The organism is Leifsonia tongyongensis, from assembly GCF_010686705.1.
GTDB classification, from domain to species: Bacteria; Actinomycetota; Actinomycetes; order Actinomycetales; family Microbacteriaceae; genus Diaminobutyricibacter; species Diaminobutyricibacter tongyongensis.
Genome location: NZ_JAAGWY010000001.1, coordinates 419984 through 442582, shown reverse-complemented (window position 1 = coordinate 442582; position 22599 = coordinate 419984). Strand labels below are relative to the sequence as shown.

General features: G+C 61.7%; 21 protein-coding genes. 13 read left to right on the top strand and 8 right to left on the bottom strand.

The window, feature by feature from the left end:
• Positions 1 to 261: 261 nt before the first annotated feature.
• The 3 genes from G3T36_RS20215 (at position 262) to G3T36_RS20070 (ending at position 1779) form a co-directional block, all read left to right on the top strand.
• Entirely contained in the window at positions 262 to 450 is a 189-nt protein-coding gene (locus G3T36_RS20215) for a TetR-like C-terminal domain-containing protein (protein WP_163289031.1), read from the top strand.
• 212 nt (positions 451 to 662) lie between these two features.
• Positions 663 to 1130 carry a hypothetical protein gene (locus tag G3T36_RS02245; protein WP_163287784.1) on the top strand — a complete coding sequence of 156 codons (468 nt, stop codon included), beginning with the start codon at positions 663 to 665 and terminating at the stop codon, positions 1128 to 1130.
• A gap of 4 nt (positions 1131 to 1134) precedes the next feature.
• Positions 1135 to 1779, top strand: a complete 645-nt coding sequence (locus G3T36_RS20070; RefSeq protein ID WP_163287783.1) for a DUF1295 domain-containing protein — start codon at positions 1135 to 1137, stop codon at positions 1777 to 1779.
• Between the two features lie 1235 nt (positions 1780 to 3014).
• On the opposite strand, the gene G3T36_RS02235 is transcribed toward G3T36_RS20070, so the two are convergent.
• A complete protein-coding gene (locus G3T36_RS02235; RefSeq protein ID WP_163287782.1) occupies positions 3015 to 3263 on the bottom strand; it encodes a hypothetical protein in 249 nt (82 codons plus the stop codon).
• A gap of 58 nt (positions 3264 to 3321) precedes the next feature.
• Here G3T36_RS02235 and G3T36_RS02230 point away from each other — a divergent pair, with 58 nt between their 5' ends.
• Positions 3322 to 3789: a MarR family transcriptional regulator gene (locus G3T36_RS02230; protein ID WP_338031429.1), complete on the top strand. Its 468-nt coding sequence runs from the start codon at positions 3322 to 3324 to the stop codon at positions 3787 to 3789.
• Positions 3790 to 3887: 98 nt separating this feature from the next.
• On the opposite strand, the gene G3T36_RS02225 is transcribed toward G3T36_RS02230, so the two are convergent.
• A complete protein-coding gene (locus G3T36_RS02225; protein WP_163287781.1) occupies positions 3888 to 4226 on the bottom strand; it encodes a DUF1801 domain-containing protein in 339 nt (112 codons plus the stop codon).
• Positions 4227 to 4471: 245 nt separating this feature from the next.
• Here G3T36_RS02225 and G3T36_RS02220 point away from each other — a divergent pair, with 245 nt between their 5' ends.
• Positions 4472 to 4657, top strand: coding sequence for a hypothetical protein (locus tag G3T36_RS02220; RefSeq protein WP_163287780.1), 186 nt, complete (start codon positions 4472 to 4474; stop codon positions 4655 to 4657).
• 226 nt (positions 4658 to 4883) lie between these two features.
• On the opposite strand, the gene G3T36_RS02215 is transcribed toward G3T36_RS02220, so the two are convergent.
• Positions 4884 to 5642 carry a hypothetical protein gene (locus G3T36_RS02215; protein WP_163287779.1) on the bottom strand — a complete coding sequence of 253 codons (759 nt, stop codon included), beginning with the start codon at positions 5640 to 5642 and terminating at the stop codon, positions 4884 to 4886.
• A 463-nt stretch (positions 5643 to 6105) separates the two neighbouring features.
• On the opposite strand from G3T36_RS02215, the gene G3T36_RS02210 reads away from it, so the two are divergent.
• The 3 genes from G3T36_RS02210 (at position 6106) to G3T36_RS02200 (ending at position 10110) form a co-directional block, all read left to right on the top strand.
• Positions 6106 to 6771 (top strand): hypothetical protein, encoded by a 666-nt coding sequence (locus tag G3T36_RS02210; protein WP_163287778.1) that lies wholly within the window; start codon positions 6106 to 6108, stop codon positions 6769 to 6771.
• 799 nt (positions 6772 to 7570) lie between these two features.
• Positions 7571 to 8146: a hypothetical protein gene (locus G3T36_RS02205; RefSeq protein ID WP_163287777.1), complete on the top strand. Its 576-nt coding sequence runs from the start codon at positions 7571 to 7573 to the stop codon at positions 8144 to 8146.
• A gap of 536 nt (positions 8147 to 8682) precedes the next feature.
• The gene (locus G3T36_RS02200) at positions 8683 to 10110 is read left to right on the top strand and encodes an O-antigen polymerase (protein WP_163287776.1); all 1428 of its coding nucleotides are present in this window, start codon (positions 8683 to 8685) and stop codon (positions 10108 to 10110) included.
• On the opposite strand, the gene G3T36_RS02195 is transcribed toward G3T36_RS02200, so the two are convergent.
• The 5 genes from G3T36_RS02195 to G3T36_RS02175 all read right to left on the bottom strand — a co-directional run bounded on the left by G3T36_RS02195 (position 10009) and on the right by G3T36_RS02175 (position 14488).
• Positions 10009 to 11229, bottom strand: coding sequence for a hypothetical protein (locus G3T36_RS02195; protein WP_163287775.1), 1221 nt, complete (start codon positions 11227 to 11229; stop codon positions 10009 to 10011). The two genes, G3T36_RS02200 and G3T36_RS02195, sit on opposite strands and share 102 nt — an antisense overlap.
• Positions 11230 to 11663: 434 nt before the next feature.
• Entirely contained in the window at positions 11664 to 12005 is a 342-nt protein-coding gene (locus tag G3T36_RS02190; RefSeq protein WP_163287774.1) for a hypothetical protein, read from the bottom strand.
• Between the two features lie 478 nt (positions 12006 to 12483).
• Complete coding sequence (locus G3T36_RS02185) at positions 12484 to 13320, bottom strand: HTTM domain-containing protein (RefSeq protein ID WP_163287773.1); 837 nt, start codon at positions 13318 to 13320, stop codon at positions 12484 to 12486.
• A 7-nt stretch (positions 13321 to 13327) separates the two neighbouring features.
• The gene (locus G3T36_RS02180; protein WP_163287772.1) at positions 13328 to 13828 is read right to left on the bottom strand and encodes a hypothetical protein; all 501 of its coding nucleotides are present in this window, start codon (positions 13826 to 13828) and stop codon (positions 13328 to 13330) included.
• Positions 13829 to 13831: 3 nt separating this feature from the next.
• Entirely contained in the window at positions 13832 to 14488 is a 657-nt protein-coding gene (locus G3T36_RS02175) for a hypothetical protein (protein WP_163287771.1), read from the bottom strand.
• Positions 14489 to 15143: 655 nt separating this feature from the next.
• Between G3T36_RS02175 and G3T36_RS02170 the strand changes: the two genes are divergently transcribed.
• From G3T36_RS02170 to G3T36_RS02155, 5 genes are all read left to right on the top strand, one after another.
• The gene (locus G3T36_RS02170; protein WP_163287770.1) at positions 15144 to 15716 is read left to right on the top strand and encodes a DUF6932 family protein; all 573 of its coding nucleotides are present in this window, start codon (positions 15144 to 15146) and stop codon (positions 15714 to 15716) included.
• Positions 15713 to 16636, top strand: coding sequence for a hypothetical protein (locus tag G3T36_RS02165; RefSeq protein WP_163287769.1), 924 nt, complete (start codon positions 15713 to 15715; stop codon positions 16634 to 16636). The genes G3T36_RS02170 and G3T36_RS02165 overlap by 4 nt, the downstream gene beginning before the upstream one ends.
• Before the next feature lie 9 nt (positions 16637 to 16645).
• On the top strand, positions 16646 to 17488 hold the full coding sequence (locus G3T36_RS02160) for a hypothetical protein (protein ID WP_163287768.1): 843 nt from the start codon (positions 16646 to 16648) through the stop codon (positions 17486 to 17488).
• 339 nt (positions 17489 to 17827) lie between these two features.
• Positions 17828 to 19393: a restriction endonuclease gene (locus tag G3T36_RS19665; RefSeq protein ID WP_240148229.1), complete on the top strand. Its 1566-nt coding sequence runs from the start codon at positions 17828 to 17830 to the stop codon at positions 19391 to 19393.
• Positions 19390 to 22557, top strand: a complete 3168-nt coding sequence (locus G3T36_RS02155; protein ID WP_240148228.1) for a type ISP restriction/modification enzyme — start codon at positions 19390 to 19392, stop codon at positions 22555 to 22557. Before G3T36_RS19665 ends, G3T36_RS02155 begins: the two co-directional genes overlap by 4 nt.
• Positions 22558 to 22599 lie beyond the last annotated feature (42 nt).

Here is a 22599-nt window from a genome sequence, read left to right as displayed (position 1 = left end):
TTCACCCATCGAGTGCGACCCTCGGATTCAACCCCGGGGCACCGGGGGGCACCTGGCCCGACCTGTGGAACTCGACAAGCTACCAGCTGACAGCTGATGACGTCTGAATGCTACAGGGAACGACCGGACGGGTCGGCAATCACGATCCTGACAACAACTGCGATGGGTAGAGTCATGCAGGGTCTCGTCTCCGACATCGCCACCGATCCCGAGTTGGCCGGCGCCTTCCGTCGCGAGGTGATCACCCTTCGGCTTTGAAGAATCCACGAGATCGTCCAAGACGGAGCGAAATCCGGCGAACTGAAGCCAGAAACTGACGTCGACCTGCTGCACGAGTTGCTTTTCGGACCGCTTTACCACCGTCTGTTGTTCACCGGCGGTGATCTAGAAGAATCACTCGAGGAGCGAATCGTCGACTGCGTCCTTCCGGCATTCTTGCTCACGTCCTGACGACATCAACCCGTAGTGATCGACCGACGTGGCCAGGCGCGGGGTCGCCAGCCGAGGCGCAACCGGGGCATCGGGCTGACGCGGCCTTCTCTTCGTCGGCGGCACACGTAGCCCGAGCCTCAGCCCGCGCTCATTTGTGCGTGTGCACAATAGTTGCACCACTGCAACACTCCCTCTAGGCTGAGAGAACTCTCACGAATGCGAGGAATCAGATGAACGATGAGGACGTCCTTCTCGCAAGGACCCAAGATCAAGTCCAGCGATTTCTCTTCAAGGAGGTTGCCACGCTCCTCAACGCAGAAGCAGACGAAATCGAATGGGATGAGTGGATCGCCTCGATCCGGACCTCGTCGGAGGAAGCCTGGCTGCGATGCAATGCCTTCCTTCTTGCCCACACCGTCGCCCGCTTCCTCGCCGGCCGCGCGCCCGCCGACACAGCCCGGCGGGACGCCTGGGTGGAGGCGTTCGTGACATCTGTCGCCGCACAGGACACCAGCGCCGAACTCGTCCTCTGGAGCGCAGCTCCGGCAAACAACCCGATGGCTGATCGGCTCAGCCGCACCACATCGACCCTGTGGGCTCTCACTCGAGCTCTTCGTGAGTCCAGGCCGCTCGAGGATGCGCGGCCGGGACCATTCCCCCAGGCGGTGTGGATTTCGGCTGACGAAGCCGGACTCTAACGCGGTGCCCGCCCCCGCAGCCTCCGGCGGTCCTCGCTTCATGGTCGCTGCAGCCAACACGCTCGGCGCCGGGATAGCTGTAACGCTGGTTCTTGGCCCGCTGTCCGCAGCAACGCCAATGCGCGGTTGGCTGGTCGCAGCCTGCGCGTTCGTCTACGTTGCACGGGTGATTCTGACCATGTACATCACAGTTCAACCGCCGCTCACACTCGTCAAAGGAACGCTCGTGGGGTCGGGGATGCTGGTCATCCACGTCGCGATAGGATTCGTGGCCTCACTCGCGGCCGCATCTGTCGGATGGTGGGCTCTCGCCGGAATCGTCCTGTATGGGCTGGGCTCGTGGTTGAATACCGCGTCAGAAACGCAGCGCGTGCGGTGGAAGAAGCGTCCGCGGAACGTCGGGCATCTCTATACCCGCGGTCTCTTCAGGACGTGCAGACACCCCGACTATCTCGGCGACACCATTGTGTTCATCGGATTCGCCCTCATCGCAGGCAGTCCAGTGGCCCTCATCCTCCCAATAGCGATGGCCGCCGGATACGTGTTCGCCGCAATACCCGCTCGGGATCGGCGTCTGGCTGAGAACTACGGCGACGAATTCAACCTATGGGCCGCACGGTCCCGGCGATACATCCCCTTCGTCTACTAGACCCAAGACTCTGCTCGTCAAGAACGATCAGCTGCTCGGGCAAGATGGGAGATAGGCATTCGATCAAAAGAGCGGTGCATCAAGATCATGCAGGACGGTTTCGAGACTTTCATCAAGCGTTTGTCGTGAGCGGGTACTGTATAGCGGTCCGGCGCCGTCCGTGAGGATGTCCCGGGCGAGCGCGACCCCGGCCGCACACACTGGGCGCGGAGCCCTCAACAAGGCAACCAGCTGCCGGATTTGCGCTTCGGCGCCTGAGACGGCCACACAAAGAACCGGTATCCTCGGCGACAGCACGGGCACTGGAGCCGGCGCCACTGCGACTGCCACTTCCTGAAGAATGCCCTCCCAAGTCTTGGCAAGCGAGTAGCGAGCTCTAGGTTCGACGAGCATCTGAGCGCGAACGGCGAGGGTTATGTTGGTTTCGGTAATGCCTTTTGCGATCTCTCGATCAAGCGCGGTTGCCCGACATCGCGCAAGCATCCGGTTCCGAATCCGAACCTCGCGCACGACCAATTCGCCACGCTCCCGGCAGATCACTGTGTGACACCGGGCCGGCGGAGCAAAGAGCCTTTTGTGCTGCGTTGCACCCACTCGGGCATCCATAAGTAAATTGTGCGCCCGATGTTCGAGAAGCAGAAGCGTCTCGCCGTTGCGCCTCGGGTCGAGCGTTTTCCAGTTGGCCTTCAGGTCAACGAGATCAAGTCGATCCCCGCTCCGACGATAAGAGCCTTCATGGCAACTGCCCTTGAGGCCGATGGTTCGACCAGCGGTCTAGGAATAGGGTCAAGCGCACCAACCTGATCGCCGACCAGACTTCCCGGCACACCTCGCGGGCTCGATACACGGCATCGCGACGGTCCAACCTTCCAACTCAGACGGAAAACGCTTTAGTGCTGAGGAACGTTGGGATCGGGCGGTGCGTCTGAGAGGTGGTACACCACACCGTTCTAATCACCGACGGTCGTGCTCGTCGCTGGATCAAGGTTCACGGTGTCGCCTACGAAGACGATCGTCGCGTATTGACGCCAGGCCGAGTGGATCCCTGTCCAGGTAGGCGGTTCCGAGGTCGAAGCGTTTCGCGATGAAACGCCCATGTCGGAGACGCAGGGCGGCAACGCCTCGCGGGTGGCGCGTCGTCGCGGTCCAGGTCTACCGTTTGGTCAAACACAGCAGAAATGCACAAGCTAAGCCCTCGGCCACGACTTGGTGGCGGCGAGGTGCTCAGCCTGCGCTCAGTGCTCTGCTTTGGCGAAGTCGCCGTGGCGCATTCGGGAGCTGCGCACGAGCGGCGCGTGGCCGTCTCGTTCCGCCCCGATGTACGTTCCGACGATGCTTGGATCAGGTCCTTCACCGCCGGATTCGGTGTACTGGCCCGGCACTGCTCTGGGCTCGGCCGCTTCCGGCTCGATCTGGGTGTACTTGCCTTCCAGGTCGTCGCGGGCGGAAGCGGTGAGGGGGTTCTGTTCGGATGACGCGGACATGAGCGTCACCTCCTTTTTCAATTGCGCTATCGCAATTATTGCACCATGATGGGTAATTGTGAAGGAGAACAATGCGATCGCTGCCGCCCTCGCTGCCGCGAATGTGATGATGCGTGTCGCCGCACGCTCAGTAGTCGCAGTCGAAGATATGGTCACGACGCCGCAGTTGCGCATCCTGATGCTCATCTCGGGGTCTGGGCCGCAGAGCATCGGGTCTGTGGCGGCCGAGCTGAACGTGCATCCGTCGAACGCGACCCGACCGTGCGAAAAGCTCGTTCAGGCCGGACTGATCGTGCGCTCTCCCGACCGATCGGACCGCCGTTTCGTGCAGCTCGAGCTCACCGATCGCGGTGCGGCCCTTGTCGACCACGTCCTTAGTGAACGCCGCCAGGCGATGGCCCAGGTGTTCGAGCAGCTCTCCCCGGACGAGCAGGCGAAGGTCACCGACGCATTCGAGCTGTTCGCGATCGCAGCCGGGAGCGAGCCGACCCACGATGGTCGTTTTGCCTTCGCCGTACAGCCCTAGATTTCTGATCGAGTCGTCACTTACTCACCGAGAACTGCAGGACAGGAATGTGGGTCGACCGAGGTATTCGCGCGTTATGACGCTGACGCGGGTCCGCGTCAGGCAACCGCCTTCTCGACGAGCGCGCCAATGTTGGCCTCCGTCGCATCGTCAAGCGCGGTGATGTTCCACGCGACCGGGTGCATGTTGGCGCCGCCCTCACGTGCCGGGTTCACCGCTTCGCCAAACCCGAAGGCAATGAAGTCTTTGCCCGGTTTGATGTAGCAGATGTCCACTCCGTCCTTCACGTAGAACGGGAGCCCCCACCGGACGATCGGCTCTAACGAGGGCGCACTTTCTCGGATGATGCTGTGCAGCCGTTCGCCGATTTCCCGGTACTGTTCGGGGGCTTCATTGAGCTTGGCGAGGACCGCCGCGTCACCCTTTTTTGTAAACATCGGATTGATGCCTCCATCTCTCACTCTCTGGTTAATTGATCGAGTTCAGGGGTCGCTTTCGTCCACGTCGTGGGTCGATGTGAACGCGGTCTGCAAGTGAAATCACTACCAGTCTATGGTTGTGGCGGGTGTCTCCCGTGGATACGGGTTGAGGACTCACTCAAGGGTTGATCATCGGCACCACGGTGGCGTTCAGGGCATGATCCTCATTAACAACGCATCGTGCTGGCAGAAGAGGGAAATGTATGACGGAGAATGAGCACGAATCCCCAAGCGAATCGCTCCCGCGCAAGAAGAAGAAACCGTGGTTCCGTCGTAACCGGTACGGGCCGGGCTGGCACCCGAGTTCTTGGCAAGGCATCCTCATACTGGGGGTCATCGTTGCTGCACTCGTTGTCGTTGTGGTGCTCTTCAGCACCGGGTTGCTGTGAGGTGGATGTCAGCGGCGGATTTGTCGCCTGGCTCGCCGGTTCCGGTGTCGTCCAAGGAGTGATTATCGGTCTCACCTTCGCCACCTGACCACGATTCTGATCTTCAGTGCCGTGGCGGGGGCCGAGACGAGAACCCTCGACGGTTGCTTCCGGCAGTGAACCTTCATCGAATGCTGGCTTCTGGTCGCTCGCCGCGACAGTCACGTGGCCCGTGGCCGAATCGGAGTCAGCTACCCGTTCGTATGTTCAATCGGGTGACCGCGGCTCCTATGAGTGCAGTGATTACGGCGACGATGAGGAATTTGGTCCCGTTCTCAGCGCCCCGCCAAGCGGGGATGGTGGGCAGCAGGAGCACGCCGGCAAGGGCTCCAATAGCTAGGCCCAGGAGGTTCCCGGACAGTCGCCAGTTCCGTCCTTTTACTTCGGGCGCGGCGGCGCGGCGGCGCCCCCAGTCGTCGGTGATCAGCCGGGGCACTTTTGGCAGGTAGACGGTGACGTGGATGACGAGTGTGACCGTCCAGACCAGGAAGCTGATGACGTGGGTCACGATGAGGATCTGAGGGGCGGGCCCGGTGATGGCCAGAGCAATGCCGCTGACAATCACCCCAACTGTGGAAACGACCAACAGTGGGGCGAGCACTCGAAGGATTAGGCGCGGCGGGCCTTTGCGTCGGTACGCGGGAGAGCGTGTGTAGTAGCGCACGAAACGCCAACCGGTGCTTGCCATCTTGACCGCGACCGGCCCGGCGAGCAGTGCGCCGACGATGATGTGCATCGCGATCAAATTGGTCAGGGCAGCGATGGTGATCAGCTCGATCACGCTCAACACCAGAACGACCGCACCGGCGAGAGCGGTCAGCCGTTCATTACCGACCACCCCGAAATCCGCCGCCTGCTCTGGAGTGCCAGTTCTCGGCGTTGGCTGCTCGCGGCGCGCAGACGAGCGCGAATTCGGGGGCTGGGTCGGCTCAGGACGGGTCGTCATGACGGTTCTTTTCCTCGATTGCCCGGCACGGGGCGACGCGCTACCCGGTCGGCTCTGATGAATACCAAGTGGTATCCACCCCTCCCGATCATCTCACCCAGATTTGACTTGAAGCCACAATGGTCAGCTGAGCGGCGATCCAACTTCACAACGCCAGGTCGGGCGCGGAAGTCATAGTTCGGACCTATCGCGTCTCCGCGATCGCCTTTTGGCCGGTCAACCTCGGTACCCCTTTTTTTTGTAGCAACTTTTGTGTATAAGTGGCGGTCACCGCAGTGCCCTGATCGATCGGCACGCAAAAAAGCCAACATGGCTGGGGACGACCTTCCGCGAAGGAATAGATCAATCAAACAAGCCGCCCAGCCGTCTTGGGCCGGTTGGTGGGCCGGGCAAGTCGGACGGAGAGTAGACAGGGCAGCGTTGCAACGCTAGCCTCAACGGCATCTGAACAGAAGGCAGCCTCATGTCCACCTCGCGCAAGGCTTCGACGACCGTTCTCGCAGGTGCAGCCCTCACAGCCCTCATCCTTACTGGCGTACCTCTCGCTGCGGGCGCGGCGACACCTCCGCCCGGCCCCGCCACACCATCCCCTAGCGACGCAAAGCTTCCTCTGACCAACAAGTCGCCCGACCCCACTATCGATGCGCTGTTCCCTCCCAATCAGACCAAGTTTGCAGTTCTCGATGGGCCCCTGAATGACCTGATCAATGCGTTCCCCGACATCGCCGGCAAGAGCTTTTGGGATGAGTCCTCAGGGACCGCAACAATGGACTACTACACCGGCGCAGATCCCACCGAAGAGGCGGCTTTCTTGGCCGCCGCCGGTCGAATCGTCGCTCCGTCGCCGCTCAACCTGGTGTGGCTCCCCGTGAGCTGGAGCCTCAGTGCGCGCAGTGCGCTCCTGCAAAAGATCACCGCCCATCCCGACGCGTGGACGTCATTCTTCGGGTCGGCGCCTGAAAGCGGACTCGTCGACGAGTCGGGCACCATCGAAGTGTCGTTGGCCGATCCGGGCAAGGTCTCCTCGTCGCCAGCTCGGTCGGGTGTACTTCCGGACGGTACCCCTTTCATCGCCATGCCGCCGTCGCAGGTCGACTGGCAAGTCGGGCGCACGTCTGACGTCCCGTAGAGACACTTCTGGTTGCTGCACCTGGGGACGCTCACCTGAAGCATCCGCGGCTTATTTGAGCGCCTTCTCCCTCTTCACGGCCGTCGAGGTTCCCCAGTAAGTCAAGTGCTTTCCATCGGCGCTCTTGAACCAGGCGACGGCACCCCATGCACCGAGATTTCCGGCGTAGTAGGTGCCGGTGCAGACAGTCTGGCCAGTTGGGTTCGGAGCTTCTTTCGCGTGACAGACTTCCTGTGATGTGAGCGCGCCGGCTGGTGGAGCAGCAAGAGTATGACCGTCCGGAAAGACAAGGGTTGTGCCCGTCAGATCGCACGTTTCGCCACTCAAGTCTTCGACGTGCGTAGCAGAGGCCGGGCTCGTTGGGCAGGGCGGCAAAGTCCCTTTCGGGAGCGTAATGCCTTCGTCGATGCAGCCGGTCAAACCGAGAAGGGCTGCCAGTGCCAGCGCCGCAACGAAACCTCCCGCATCGTCTCGTCCCCCCGCCGTAAGTCGCCGTCCGTACGCCTACCCGTGCAGCTATGGCGATCGAGTGACGCATCTGTCTCCCGTGAAGAGCAAGCCGCCCCCGCAGTTGCACACACGCGGGCGGCGCCTTGAACCTGAGGCTATCTGTCGGGGAACAACCGGTTCGCCCCCAGTGCGAGGGGACATCCCTGCGGACGCCAACGCCTGACTACATTCCTATGGCTCTAGTTTCAGCCCATGTGAATGATGGCTGCCGTCGGCGCCGTTGCAGGGGCAGTAGACAGAGCGAGGATGCTCCGCTAGCCTCATGCGCAACTGAGCAGAAGGCAGCCTCATGTACATTTCGCGCAAGGCTTCCACGTCTGTTCTCGCAGGAATAGTCCTCGCCGTCATCCTCACCGGCGCACCTCTTGCGGCGGGCGCAGCTGCTCCCGCCCCCTCATTTTCGGCGACCGTCAATCCTGCTCTGAACCGATCGCCTGACGCGGCGATCGACGCAAGGGTCCCTGCGGGCGAGACCCAGACGTCGAACATGGTGAATGCGGTGGGTAGATTACTTGCAACCAAGCCCGGTACGCCGGTGAGCGTGATTCGAGCGCCCGGTAGAGCTGTCTGGGACGCGGTGTCGCCCGATGTGACAACCTTGGACACCACGCTCGAAGGGATGTCGCACGACTTCCTCCTGGTTACGTGCACGGAGAACGTTCAGCAGGCAGGTTTCAAGGGTGCACCAGGGGTCCCCATTCCCGTGATTGGGGAAGTCCAAGTGGTCATAGACACCGCTACGGGCAACGTGCTTGAAATCACGCGCGTTGCCCAGGGTCACACGAACTTGATTTCCCCCGCCGATGCGGTACAACGGCTCGGCGCGCCCACAATAGTAGTGCTCTCGGCCGCAGCGTTCGAGTGACAGGGGCGCTCTCCTATTTCATGCTGGGAGCCTTTTCCTTCTTCACCGCGATCGGTGTTCCCAGTAGGCCTTGTGCTTCCCGTCGACGCTCTTTGACCGAGCACTTGACGTGATTGCCCGGGTCCGGATCGCATACGACACCGCGAACCTACGTCGAACGCCCAACCGCCGAAGAAAAGAGCCGGCGCGAGATCCACAGGTACCTCAGCGCTACATCGGCCGCCGACTCTTCCGCCACCTCAACGGCATCATGACTTGACGCGAAGACATAGAAGGGTCACCACAGACCCCACAGCGGCATCGGCGGCCAAACCCCATCAGCCCGCGTTCACAACCTCACGGGGAATTACAACTAGTCCTGGCGTGGCCAGCTCGCGTCCAAGCGCGTCGACGCCGACGAGATGAATCGGAGGAAGCTACCGGCGGCAGAGCTCGTCAGCGTCACGATGAGCGCCCGCTGCGCTGGCTATATCCCCCGTTCGGGCGGTCAGTCACGGGCAACCCGGGCAGACAAGACCGTGTAACCTCAGTGAGCGATGTTTCCCAATCTGATCTGGTGTGCTGCTCTGGTCGCCCTCCTCGTTGCCCTGACCTTCGGTGTGCGCGCGATCGGACGCCCCGTGCTCACCGTCGCCGTCGTGCACAACGCGATCTGGGCCGGCGCGCTCGCCCTGATCGGGACGAACCTGATCGATTACAAGACGTCATCTACGCTCGCGTGGGCCACTCTCGCCACCGGCCTCGTCGCATTCAACGCCGGCGCCGCGATCATCTCGATGCTGCTCGCGCGCGGCCGCCCGATCCGGGCGCGCGGCTGGCTTAGGACGCGGCCCACCTATCTGACGACGAGGCCGCTATTCTTCGTTGCGCTCGGCCTTTACGCGGCCGCGTTCCTCACCTACCTCGTGAGCCTCCAGCTCCGCTTCGGTCTGGCGACGATCCTCGAGCACCCGTCCATCATCCGGAGGGCTGGTCAGCACGGCGGAGTCTCCTACCTCGAGTCGATGCCGCTCCCGGCCCGTCTCCTCCTGTACCTTGGCCCGGTCCTCTTCGCGATCCTCGCCTACGGCCCCGCACTCGACAGACCGTTCAAGCTACCGACGCGCATTGTGGGCCTCGTGGTCGTCGCCGGGACCATGGCTGCCTTGCTGCAGCGCAGCAACCTCTTCATCGCGATACTGCTCGTCTGTGCCCTCTACATCTCCCGCCCGTACACCGAGCGCCAAGTCGCACCGGAGAACACCCGACGAGGCCACCTCGCCGCGCTCTGGGCACGGGCGCCGCGACCTGTCCGCCTCGTTGCCAGTGTCGCGCTGCTCGGCATCGTGGCACTCGCGGCGTTCCAAGGAGTAGGCGGGGCGCTCGGTAAGAGCGGCCAGCAGGCCATCTGGAGTGGCGCCGTGTCGCAGCCGCTCGAGCGCACCGGGCTCACCGCGCCTTTCCAGTACTACACAGCCGGCACCGTCGCCTTCCTGCAGATGGTCGACGCGACAGAGGTTCAACCGCGGAAGGACTATGACCCTGAACCTCAGACCTGGGGCGCGAGCACGTTCGGTCTCGTCCTGAAGGCCGTGCCCGGCGTCCCGCATGTCGATCCCATCAGCCCCTTCATCGACACCGGCGTCATGACGAACGTCTACACCTGGCTCGCGCCGTACTACCAGGACCTGCGGCTCGGGGGCGTCCTCATCGGGAGCCTGCTCTACGCGATGCTAGCCGGATGGCTGTTCATCCGCCGGAACGAGTCGCAGACCATGTTTTGGATTCAAGCAGCCTTGCTCGCGACCGTCTTCCTCGCTCCGTTTGCGACGCGCCTCAACAGCGCCCTCGTCGTGACGATGATCGTCTATGTGGCCGCGCTATCACTCGCTACGCGCTGGCTCGCTAGCCGAGCCCTCAACCGCGGAGTTCTGGCGGCGGATCTTGCGCCAGAACACCAGGAAGCCGGACGCAGCGAGCGGTAGCAGGATCAACAGCGGCATCAGCCTCATGCGGATGACGGTGCCGTACTCGAACAGCGTCCACCCCATCGCGAGCAGGATCAGCGCGGCGGGGATGACCAGCACGAACGCCGAGCGTTTGTCCTTCAGGAATACCCACCCGACGATCGCGAGAGCGAGCACTACGACCCAGATCAGCCCGTCCGCGAAGAACGGCAGACCGACACGGCCGAAGTCCCACGGCAGCGGGCCGAGCGTCGAGTTCAGCAGCCCGACGGCCTTCGTCACTGCGAGGTTGACGATGCCGTCGCCGACGTGCGGCGCGTGGAAGATCGTGGACGACGTGTGCTCTGCGCCCATCGACGACGCCTTGGCGACGGCGTCGCTCGTAGTGGTGCTGACGCGCGCAGCGGCCGTGTCGGTGTCGCTCCCAAACTTGACCAGGATCGACGCGAACCCGGGCAAGATCAGAGCGATGACACCGAGGGCGCCGGCCGTGCCGAGGGTCAGCTTCCACGACTTCACGATGAGCAGCAGCACGATCAGCGCGGCCGCGGCAAGCACGATCGCGAGCGTGCCGCGCAGGTACGTGAACAGCACGAGTGCGCCCACGAGCACGGGGAGCCAGATCACCCACCGCGCACCGTCATACAGCATCGCGAGGGCGAGAATGACCAGGAGCAGGGCGAACCAGACCATGCTCTCGCGCAAGAGCAGGACGCCCCAGAAGAACGTCTGGGGGACCAACGCCCCAGCCCACGTGGTCAACTGCACTGGCATGTTCAGCGCCGCCGCGGTCCGGCCGACGATGGTCGGGATTGCCGCGACGAGGAGGACGTTCAGCGCGATGATGATGCCGGGCTGGATGCCGATCGTCGAGTAGACCAACCTCAGTAGATAAGTGAAGAGTTCCTTGCCGGGCGTGACCGAGCGCTCCGAGTCACCGCTGAGGAGCTGTACTGCCTGCTTGTGATAGTGGTCGGCGTCAGGGACGGCGAGCGGGCCGAGTAGGGCGTAGATGCCGATCGCAGCGATGGAGTGCAGCACGTACGACACAGCGGTGGGCCACAGGGTCTGCAGCCGCCAGGACAGCAGCCCCGCGATTACGGCGCCGATGACCAGCGAGACGACGAGTGCGAACAATGTGTGACTCCTTAGAAGTTGACGAATGAAGCCTAACGGGCGGTCGGAGTGCGTCAGAACGCACGAAGTAGCCCTGTCCCACCCGTAGGTGGACCGGGGGCTCGAGGGGTGATGCTACGTCGCTACACGGACGAGGGCGGGACGCTCGCGGCGGGCTGATCCAGGTCGGCCGGGGTGACGGCCGTCGGATGCTCTGCGCCTCGGACTTCTTCACCGACCCGAGGCCGATGAGCGCCAGCCAGCTGTTGACCTTAGGGATCGCCGTCACCGTGGTGAGTGCGCCGGCGACAGCCGTGATCGCGCCGGCGAAGCCGATTGTGGGGCCGCCTGATCGCGCACATTGGTGGCTCTGGGCGCCGACTGCTCGCGGTCGGCTAGTAGCAACTCTCGAACAGAAAACCGGGCTGCTTAATGCCACCCAATCTGGGAGCCGTTCAGATTCGACCCCCGATTTGGGAGCCGTTCATGGAGAAGCCGCCGCGCGGATCCGGTGATGGTTGCGGCTCGTCGAAGTGCGGGTTCGCCGCACCCGGCTGGCTCTGTGGCACCACTCGGAGACGCACGGCCGCGACGATCGCGAAGACTGTCACCGCAAGCAGCACGACACCGGCGACAAGGAGCGCCCAGCCGGCCGCATTCCCCGTCGAGGCCATGATCGCGCCGATGGGTCCGGTGAGCCATGTCCCGACGCCGGCCACGCATGCAAGTACCACCAGCCATGCGACTCGCCGCCGTCGGCGTTGGAGCTGCTCGAACCCGTTCATCAGTGCGCTCATCAGAGCCACCCCCTTGTCCAAAAGATAGTGGATCTGGGGTGCGTTCGGCAGTATCCGTTCGGCCCAATCTGGGCACCCAGAACTCCTCATTTACGAGCAGACCGCGGTGCCACAAGTCACGGGCGCAGACCCTCGTATCGGAAGGAACTCGAATGGTCACCAGGCAGTTGCCGGCGCGTGCGAGACTCCTCGCCGAGCTCGGCACCGACATCACCACACTTCGCGCCCCTGAGCGCGGAACGGGCTCACCACAGCTTGACTCTGTTCTTGCCGTACTGACGATCCTCGGCATCGTGAACACCGTCGTTGCCGCACGGACCCATGGAACACGAACGCGGGCCGCGCGCTCACGGACGAGCACTTCCACGTCATCCCCGCTGAGCCGGTCCGTCGCAGGTCGGGCTAGACGCAAACAGATCTCGGCGCGGACTCCCGGCGATGTCCGCGTGGGTCTCCGCGGTCCGATCACGTTAGAGGACTAATGCAAGAACTGATGCACGAGCGCATTGAGGTACGCCACCGCCGGGTAGGTGGCGACGAACGCGATAAAGAAGCTGTTGAGCCCCATAAAGACGGCTATCCCGGCATGGAAGAGCACGCCCACCCCGAGCATGACCCACATGGCGGGGCGATCTACGAAGAGCACAGCGACGAACGTGGTCTCGAAGGTAATCACTGACCAGCAGATGAGTCGACCGAACGCGGATCGACCGTGGAGCAGGGCGGCGACGGAGGGGTTCCCGTAGATCTTCGTACTCATTATCCCGGCGATCGCCGAACCGTCCCGCCACGACGGACCCTTCAGCTTCGCGGTTCCGGAAATCAGGTAGGAGAGCACGCTCTGCGCCCCGACGTAGGCAAGCCCGGCGGCCGACCCGAGCGATCCGAGAGGCATCAGCTCGTGCACGGCAAGTCCGAGAAACACAACGGCGAACATCTGATCGGCGCCGTCGAGACCATATACCGACCGTCGTTTCATGAGCAGCAGATGCACGAGCATGGCGCCTGCTAACAGCCCGACGGCGAGTCGCGCAGCCGGATGAAAGAGGCTGAGTGCGAGGAGCGTGAGCGCCGTCGCCAGCTTCAGCACAAGAAGACCGACGTAGGCACGGGGCCGGAATAGCTGATCGATCCACCCCTGCACCAACGGCAGAGCCGATCGCGGTCGAGCCACCCGCAGCACCTGCCAACTCAATAGCCCATCGTCGGCGTAGATCCGCCGCATCACAAGTTCCTCGGACACAGACAGCGCGATCCCTAGGCAGGCCACGATGGAGACCAGTTGCGCAGGCACGCTCGCGACCGTCTCGATCACACTGTGCTCACAGCCGATGCCGTTCGGACTGGAAGGCGACTCGCGGCGATTGGTTGGGATTACTCACCATGACTAGGAACTCGGTCGCCAGCGCTCCGGGTGGGCGGGGGAGGCGCGAAAGGTGGTTGAGGATGAGCAGGTACGGCGTAGACAGCTTTAGTACATCGGGCCCCATCTCCTCCCGCCCGAGCTCTAGTGCCAGGATGAGATCGAGCAACGCCTTCCGAATACGTCGACGTGGATTCCACACGAAACTCCACGGAGGCCGGTTTTCATCCATACCGTGCACGACGCGCCACACCGTCACATCTCCATTGGCGGTGAGATCTCTATAGAGGAGATAGAGGTTCTGGGTGCCGGGTGCCGGTGCGAAGAACGACCATTGCGGCACTAACCCAAGCCGAAAGAGCGCCCGGACGACCCGCCACCGCGGACCTGTCTCGTACAACACTGTGGCGATTAGCAACCCGGCGAGAAGTGCCACCACGGCCACGTCGAGCGTCGGCAAACGTCAGACTCCGTGGGCCTCGAAGATCTCCCGCCGCACGGCGACGAGTTCCTGCGCTGACGCCATCGGTCCGAGCCGTGCGATCTGAGATTCGGTCAGACGCACGTTATTCATCTGGTCTCCGATCTCCTGCCAGATGCCTGCGTGAGTCGCGAGAGCCACGGCGATCAGGACCAACGCGGTAACCGCCGGACAGCAACTCGCCTCACCGATGTTGATGCCGACTTGATCAGCGGGAACCGCCCGGATCGCCTCAAGCTCAACCTCGGAGAGCTTCGGGGGCACCTTCACGAGCAACGTCGGGAACTCGACTGTCTCCCCGGCCCGGTGAAACTGGTCGAGCGCGAAGTCCTCTTCATTCAGGTCACCGCCGTTATAGGGGAAGACGAGCAGACAGATCTCGGCGCCTTCCGGGAGAGTTAATGTGCGGGACAGCACCTTGGTCCCGTACCGAACATCGAAGTGCATGGGGCTGGCCAGCACCGCGTCCGAAGCTGCATCCAATGTCGGGATCGGTTCGTCTGCTAGCTGCCGAGCGATGATGTCGTTGACCTCATGGAGCGGGGCCTGCTCACCGTTGGCGTACGCCTTTTCAAGCCTAGAGATGATGTCTGAGCCCGGACGGGCCCAAAACATCATGATGGAGCCTTCGATCGGCATCAGGGCATTGTCAGATCCCCTAATGTGCTTAAACTTCGCCGCCGTGACAACCCTGTCTGGCGCCCGTGTGCTTGCGACCCGGCGCCCCGCATCGGCTCTAATCGCAGCAATATGCCGACCAAGTCCAGGCTCGTCGAATACCGCATGGATTTGCGAGAGTCGGCTACGCGTGTCCCCCTGCATGTCCCCCTGCATGTCCCGCTTCCTTCCTTCCAGAAGCCCACTTATCCGGTACGATCCTCCAACCCGGGATCGATGTCAACAGAGCACTGTGAGGCACGTGAGCGTCCCGCTCAACGTTTTCGCATGGTCCTGCACAACGTTCCTAGTCCTTAGTTCTGCTGGGAGCGGAACCAGCCACGCCCTCGGCGAGAGGACCTACCCGAGCTTCTCGCCGGGCGGCAGAGCCATCACGTCGGTTCCTGGGACAGGGACGAGCCCGCCACGCTCCAGTGGGCGGCGTCAATCAGTTAGCAGCATCAGCCTCATCTCACTTCAAGAGTCTGGTTTTTTACCCCCGATAATCACACTTATCGTGACTATTCGGCGTGAGACCCTCTTCGCCCGTGCTCGAGCGCGCGCGGAATAACCTAACGCGTGGGAGCCCCCCGAAAGTGGCTGAGCCGGCCTTGGCCGTGGGCAATAGGCTCAGGGAGTGATACCTCCTCATGATCCTGTGTCAGGATGCATTCCCCCTGGACGGTACGCGACGGACCTCTTCGAAATCCGGCGTGCATTTGTGGACCCATTTGTTGCTGCGCACCGTTCTGTTCGGGAAACCCTCTGGCATGGGCTGGAGCGCTATCTGGAAGGCTGGAACGAGGCCCAAGAGAAGGCTGGAGTTGACCTTCTCATGGGTCTCTGGTTTTCCGGAAGCTTTATCACCACTGAGCAGGAGCCCAACGATATCGACCTGACAGCCATCTACGACGCGGCCGCAATGTCAGCCATGGAGGGTAAGCCTGGTTCGAGAGAGCTTCGCAAGCTGGCGGGACTGCGTCACCGCGACGAGCAGTCAGCCCACTATGGAGTTCAGGTCTTCCCATTGCCGTGGAGGTCTATAGCGTCCACTCTTCATACTGAGAAGTTGAACCTGCACGACTCACAGTATCTCGTCAAGCTTGGCGCGTTAGATGACTTTTGGCAGCGAAAGCCGCCGGCAGTAAGAGGCGCTCCCAGAGCTCCGGCCGTGAAGGCAGATAGAGGCTACTTGGAGGTGATGTTTTGAAGCTACGCGATTACCTGAATTCCATCCCTTCAGAGCGTCGCCAGGAGGCTCGGCGCGCGTTCGAAGAGTTGGACGAACCCGAGGGCAGCATTGACGACCTCTTTGAGCAAGCTGCCTACGAGCGCAGCGCCGCACTTGACCCCAACGGCGAACGGCTTTCGAGAGTCGTCGTTCGTCTCATTGGGGAGGAAACTGCCGGGGCATCCCTAGACGACTCGACGGCGGAACAGGTCATCGGAGCATTCGGACGCGAGGTCAGGGCCGCTGCGGGAGATGGCGCGCCCGACGCGAGGCTTCGACTCGTCGGATTCAGTGCCGGGTCGGTCGTCTTTCATTTCGAGCCGGCTCGGCCAGAAATTGAGCAGGGCGCTGACGGCGCGATTTCCGTGTGGTCTGCCGCTGATCACGCAATAGAGACGGTGCTAAGCCTTCACAAGGCCATCGAGTCGAAGCTTTCGGCGCAAGAAATACAAAGCAGGTTCAGCCAGCCGGGGTTGCTTATAGCGGCGAGACGCTTTCTCGATACCCTGGATAAGCAGAGCTTGGATATTTCAACCCGTTGGTACAGTCCAACCGGCGAGGTCTCATCTGCTTCTGTGACAGTCGCCGGGCGACGGTACGCGCTGGACACCTTGTTCGCGAAAGAACCCGAGTCTGAGTCTGAGTACGTTTCGGGACATGTAATTGTGCTTGACGCTGACGGATACGTGACGATCAAATCAGGACACCGCAAGCCTAGAATCCGCGTTCCGGTCGATCTGGTTACCGATGGTTCGTTCGTGATCGGTCAATTCGTCCAGATCAACGCTACCAAGACTTATCAGACGGACAAGGTTGGGATAACCGGGAGCGAGAGTTACGAGTTTGTCGGCTTTTTCGACGGCGGAGACATCCCATTGTTCCCGAGCGCTGACCAATAGCCTGCCCCGGTGATACCTGAACAGTTCGACCTCATTCAATGGGACTTCACCCGAGAGATGGAGCATGTGAAGCAGCTTCACCTGTTCGTCGTGCGCGATGTCGAAACTCGCTACAGCGAGGCCGTTGAGAAAGTCGCAGGCGTGCTCGACCCGGCGACTCACGACTACGGCGACGTGTACTACGAGGCGGAGAAAGAGTTGCAGCTTGATCCGGCCGCAGCAGCACGCCACGTCGGTATGATGACCGTTTCTCGCGCGGTCGCTCTCACAGAGCTCACTCTCGCAAAGATCGCCAGCGAGTTTTTTACCGACTCTGAAGGCGTTGTCCACACTCACGGCAAGGCATGGAGCCGTGACGAGGCACGAGACTTCTTCGCAACCGTTTTCGCCACGAAGGTAAACGTCGCGTCGACAGCTATGCGCGCGCTCACCCAGTTCAGGGATCAGTATGCGCACGGATACGGCAGCTTTTGGTCCGAAGAGGATCTGATCAGTCTGGCCAGCAGCTTGATGCGCACCATCCCGCGGCACCCACCCACCTCTGATGAACTTGCGAAGGGTCTAGTCGACACCAACTACTTCATCGGCTACTGGTCTCGGCGGGCGAACCCGAGTTTTCTGGGTCGTCACGAGGTGCACTCACTATCGATCGAACCGAGTCCGCTGGCGACCCAGCGAATGATTCAGATCCTCGTTGACAAGGTTACAGAAGTGCTTGAAGCGGCGTCGGGCGGGCTTGTCGACGAGGACGAACGAGCTACTTCACGCTTCGTCCGGAACTGGCAGCGAAAGTTTGAGGACCTTGCGTGCACGGAATGCGGTACCGTCGTTCGACCCGCGAGACGCCAGTAGCTCGAATGGGAGCTCACTGCTCGGGCAAGTTGTGATGGCCCCACTTACCAGCTGGTCGTGGCGGATCGTGCAGCCGCAAGGACATCTTGGCCCGGGTCCGGCCTCGTTCCCGGATGAATCGCGCCTGCCCAGGCAGCGGATTCATACCCTCGAATCAGGATCCGATTGTGGCCGGCCCTCGGCGCTAGGCAAGGATGCCACCAATCCACGATGAGCCAGACAATGGGGAGGGAACGCGTCGAGTGGGGTCCGGGTCTGCCTTGCTGGACCCGATAAAGTCGGCTCTGTTGATCTTCGCGCCTGCGCCTGAAGCCGATCCATTCCTAGGGGCCCAATCTAATGACGTCGATCCATGACCTGTTGGCCGAGTATGCGGCCATCGCTCCCGATAAGCGCACAAAAGGCCTTCTCCTTGAGCGTCTAACCCGGACGTTCCTGACGACGGACCCGAAGTGGACGGCACTTTTCGACAAAGTGTGGCTGTGGCAGGACTGGCCCGGTCGCGATGGGAAAGTCGATACAGGCATCGACCTGGTGGCTCGAGAACGGCACACGGGTGAAATCTGCGCCATCCAGTGCAAGTTCTACGCGCCTGAGCACACGATGCAGAAGTCCGACCTCGACTCCTTCTTCACCGCCTCGGGTAAACATCCCTTCTCGTCTCGGATCGTCGTTTCCACTTCGGCCAAATGGGGCAAACACGCCGAGGAAGCGTTGAACGGTCAGCAGATCACTACGTCGCGGATTGGGGTCGACGACTTTGATCAATCCGACATTGACTGGTCGACCTATTCGTTCGCCAGGCCGGACGAGGTGGCTCCGCCGAAGGTCAAGACGCTCCGGAAGCACCAAGCGCAAGCAATATCCGACGTGCAGGCCGGCTTCATTGATCACGACCGGGGGAAGTTGATCATGGCCTGCGGAACCGGCAAGACGTTCACGAGCCTCCGGATCGCCGAGAACATTGCAGGCCCGGGCGGGAAGGTACTGTTCCTTGTGCCGTCCATCGCACTGCTCTCGCAGACACTCCGTGAGTGGTCTCAGGAACGCACCATGGAGTTGCGAGCGTTTGCTATCTGCTCTGACACCAAGGTGCGCAAGTCCAACGAGGACTTCACGGTTTCTGACCTTGCCTATCCCGCAACGACGTCGACGGCTCAGCTGCTTCAGGAAGTCCCAAAGGCCGAGACGCCCGACGGGCTGACCGTGTTCTTCTCGACGTACCAGTCCATCGACGTGGTCGCCAAGGCGCAGGCAGAAGGGCTTGCTGAGTTCGATCTCGTGATCTGCGACGAAGCCCACCGCACTGCTGGCTTCACGCTGAGTGGACAAGACGAGTCTTCGTTCCTCCGAGTTCACTCTAACGAGGCCATCAAGACCAAGCGGCGTCTCTACATGACAGCAACGCCGAAGATCTACGCCGAGTCGGTGCGAGCTGATGCCAACGACAAAGCAGCTGTGCTGGTTTCCATGGACGACCAGGCCACGTACGGCCCGGTATTCCACCGTCTGGGGTTCGGCGAGGCCGTTGAACGCGACCTCCTGGCCGACTACCGGGTGCTTGTCCTGACCATCGACGAGAACTCGATCAGCAGCGCGTTCCAGGACGAGTTCGCCCAGAACGGTGAGCTAAACATTCCGGACGCCGCCCGCATCGTTGGCATCTACAACGGCCTCGCGAAGCGCGGCGTCCACGGAATCGACACCACGGCGCCGAACGCACATCAGCCCCTTCGTCGCGCGGTCGCGTTCTCGCGTTCCATCAAGGACAGCAAGGCCGTCCAGAGGCTCCTCGACGGGTATGACGGAGTTGACGGCGTCCGTCCCGACAGCCTCGCCGGCCGCCGCATCGACGACACCGACAGGCGTACACTCTGGAAGCACGCCACGTTGACGGGACAATGAATGTCCTGGAGCGGAACGCACATCTCGACTGGCTGAAGGCCGACACTAGCGGTGACAACGTCGCGCGCATTTTGACCAATGCTCGGTGCCTTTCCGAGGGCGTCGATGTGCCGTCGCTTGACGCGGTCATCTTCCTCAACTCCCGCGACAGCCAAGTCGACGTTGTGCAATCGGTTGGCCGTGTCATGCGGAAGGCCCCGGACAAGGATTACGGTTACATCGTTCTCCCAATCGCCATCCCGGCCGGCCAGACACCGGAGCAGGCCCTCAACGACAACCGCAAGTTCAAGGTCGTATGGGACGTGTTACGGGCGCTTCGTGCTCACGACGAACGCTTCGAGGCCAAGATCGAGCAGATCGACCTCAACGCTCGAACCGGTGACGGACCAGTCATCGCAACCTGGCAGTCCGACAGCGGCCTGCCTGGCACCCCGGCGGAAAGCGGCACCCCCGACTCTACCCAGGTTCCCCTGGACATGTCGATCCTCGGCGCGGACTGGCAGAGCGCTATCTACGCCAAGATCGTCGACAAGGTAGGCGAACGCGACTATTGGGAGAACTGGGCAAAAGACGTCGCTGAGATCGCCGGCCGCCAGATGACGCGGATTACCGGGCTCGTTGACGGCTCCAACCCGGACCTTCGGACCGCGTTCACTCGGTTCGTGAAAGGGCTCCAGGACAACCTGAATCCGTCGATTACCGAAGCGCAGGCGGTCGAGATGCTCTCCCAGCACCTAATCACGCAGCCTGTGTTCGATGCCCTCTTCTCGGAGCATGCGTTCTCCGACCACAACCCTGTCTCCCAGGTCATGCAGGGCATGGTGAACGCGCTTGAGCAACAGAACCTCGACACCGAAACAACGGACCTCACCAACTTTTATGCGGGCGTTCAGCGTGCTGTCACAGGCATCACTGACGCCGCGGGCAAGCAGACCACTATCAAGCGACTGTACGAGAAATTCTTCACCGGCGCGTTCAGGAACACCTCGGAGCGGCTCGGCATCGTATACACGCCGAACGAGATCGTGGACTTTATCTTGCGCTCCGCCGATGAGCTGTCCCGTGATCACTTCGGAGTCGGCCTGACGGATGAGGGCGTGCACGTGCTGGATCCCTTCACAGGAACCGGCACCTTCATCGTCAGACTCCTACAGTCGGGGCTAATCAAGCCCGAGGACATGGCGCGGAAGTTCCGGTACGAGCTGCACGCCAACGAGATCGTGCTGCTGGCGTACTACGTCGCCGCCGTTAATATCGAAGCGACATACAACTCAATGCAGGGCGGCGAATACGTCGCGTTCCCCGGCATCGTACTCACGGACACGTTTCAGTCCTCGGAAGATGACGACAAGTACGACGACGAGGGCATCTTCGGTGACAACAACCAGCGAGTCAAGGATCAGAACGCTCTAGATATCCGCGTCATCGTAGGCAACCCGCCCTACTCATCCGGGCAAGATTCCGCGAACGACAACAACCAGAACCTCAAGTACCCGTCGCTGGATCTGCGGATCGCTAGTACATATGCAGCGCGGTCGACAGGCCAAAACAAGAACAACCTCTACGACTCGTATATTCGAGCCATCAGGTGGGCGTCTGACCGAATCAAAGACCGCGGCATCGTGGCCTATGTGACTAACGGCGGCTTCCTCGACAGCAACACCGCCGCGGGCCTCCGGCTCACGCTGGAGGAGGAGTTTACGGAGCTATACATCCTCAACCTCCGCGGCAACACGCGCACCTCCGGCGAGCAAGCGCTCAAAGAAGGCGGGCAGACGTTCGGTCCCGGGAGCAGGGCTACCATCGTCATATCGCTTCTGGTGAAGAACCCGGACAGGCCTGCCACCGGAACCATCAAATACCGCGACATCGGCGACTACCTCACCCGCGATCAGAAGTTCGGCTTACTCAAGCAGTACCAGGGCGTCGACGGAGTTCCATGGGAACATGTCACTCCGAATGAGCATGGTGACTGGATTAGCCAACGGTCTGAGTTGTTCGGGTCGCTAACTTCCATCGACGAGCTGTTCGGCATCCGCGTCCAGGGGGTTACTTCTGCGCGAGACGCTTGGGTCTACAACTATTCGAAGAACAGGCTTCGTGCCAGCATGTTGTCGACAATCAAAGCATTCAATGACGCGGCATCCGGTCTAGGGGATGATCTGGCCGGAAGTTCAGGAAAAATTAGCTGGTCGAGGAAGCTCCGCCGCGCCGCTGAGCGCGGGAGTCAGGCTGAGTTCTCGGCCTCTTCAGTTCGGCAGGCTGCTTACAGGCCGTTTAACTCCCAGTGGTTCTACTGGGACAACACGTTCAATGAGGTTTCTGGCCAGATTAGTCGCGTCTTTCCCACGGATGAGAACTTTGGGATGTACATCGTCGGGATGAACTCGGTGGTACCCTTTTCCGTGCTTATGGTCGACAAAACCCCTGATCTCCACGTGACGGGTGCCGGGAGCGCCGGACAATTCTTCCCGCGTTCGTCCTTCTCAGCAGCCACAGGACAACCCACGCTGGACATCGAGGGGGACGATCCCACCCGGACCGACAACATCTCGGGCACTGCCCTAGGCCGGTACCGAGAGCTCTACGGGCAGAGCGTAACCCCCGATGACGTGTTCTTCGCCGTCTACGGACTGCTGCACTCTGAGCAGTACAGAAACGAGTTCGGTGCTGATCTCAAGAAGATGCTGCCCCGCATTCCCGAATTGGCAGACCCAGCCGATTTCTTCGTGTTCGCTGCCGCCGGCCGCGCCTTGTCGGAGCTGCACCTCGGATACGAGACTGCAGCGCTTTATCCTGTGGACTTCAGCAGCCCGGTACCAGCTGACCTTCGTGTCGAGAAAATGCGGTACGGAGGCAAGCCGGGCAACCTCGATCGCACAACTATCCGCGTCACAAACAGCCTGACGATCACCGGGATCCCCGAGGAAGCCCACGAGTATAAGATCGGCTCCCGGTCCGCCCTCGATTGGGTCCTCGAACGGTACCAGGTGAAGACCGACAAACCGTCCGGGATAGTGAACGACCCTAACGACTGGGGCGCCGAGCACAGCAACCCGGTCTACATCGTCGAACTCGTCCAGCGAATCATCACCGTCAGCATTGAGACGGTTCGGATCGTAAAGGCACTGCCGCCTATGCAGTACCGCCAGCAAGAAGCATGATCGGGTCGTAAAGGCACTGCCGCCTATGCAGTACCGCCAGCA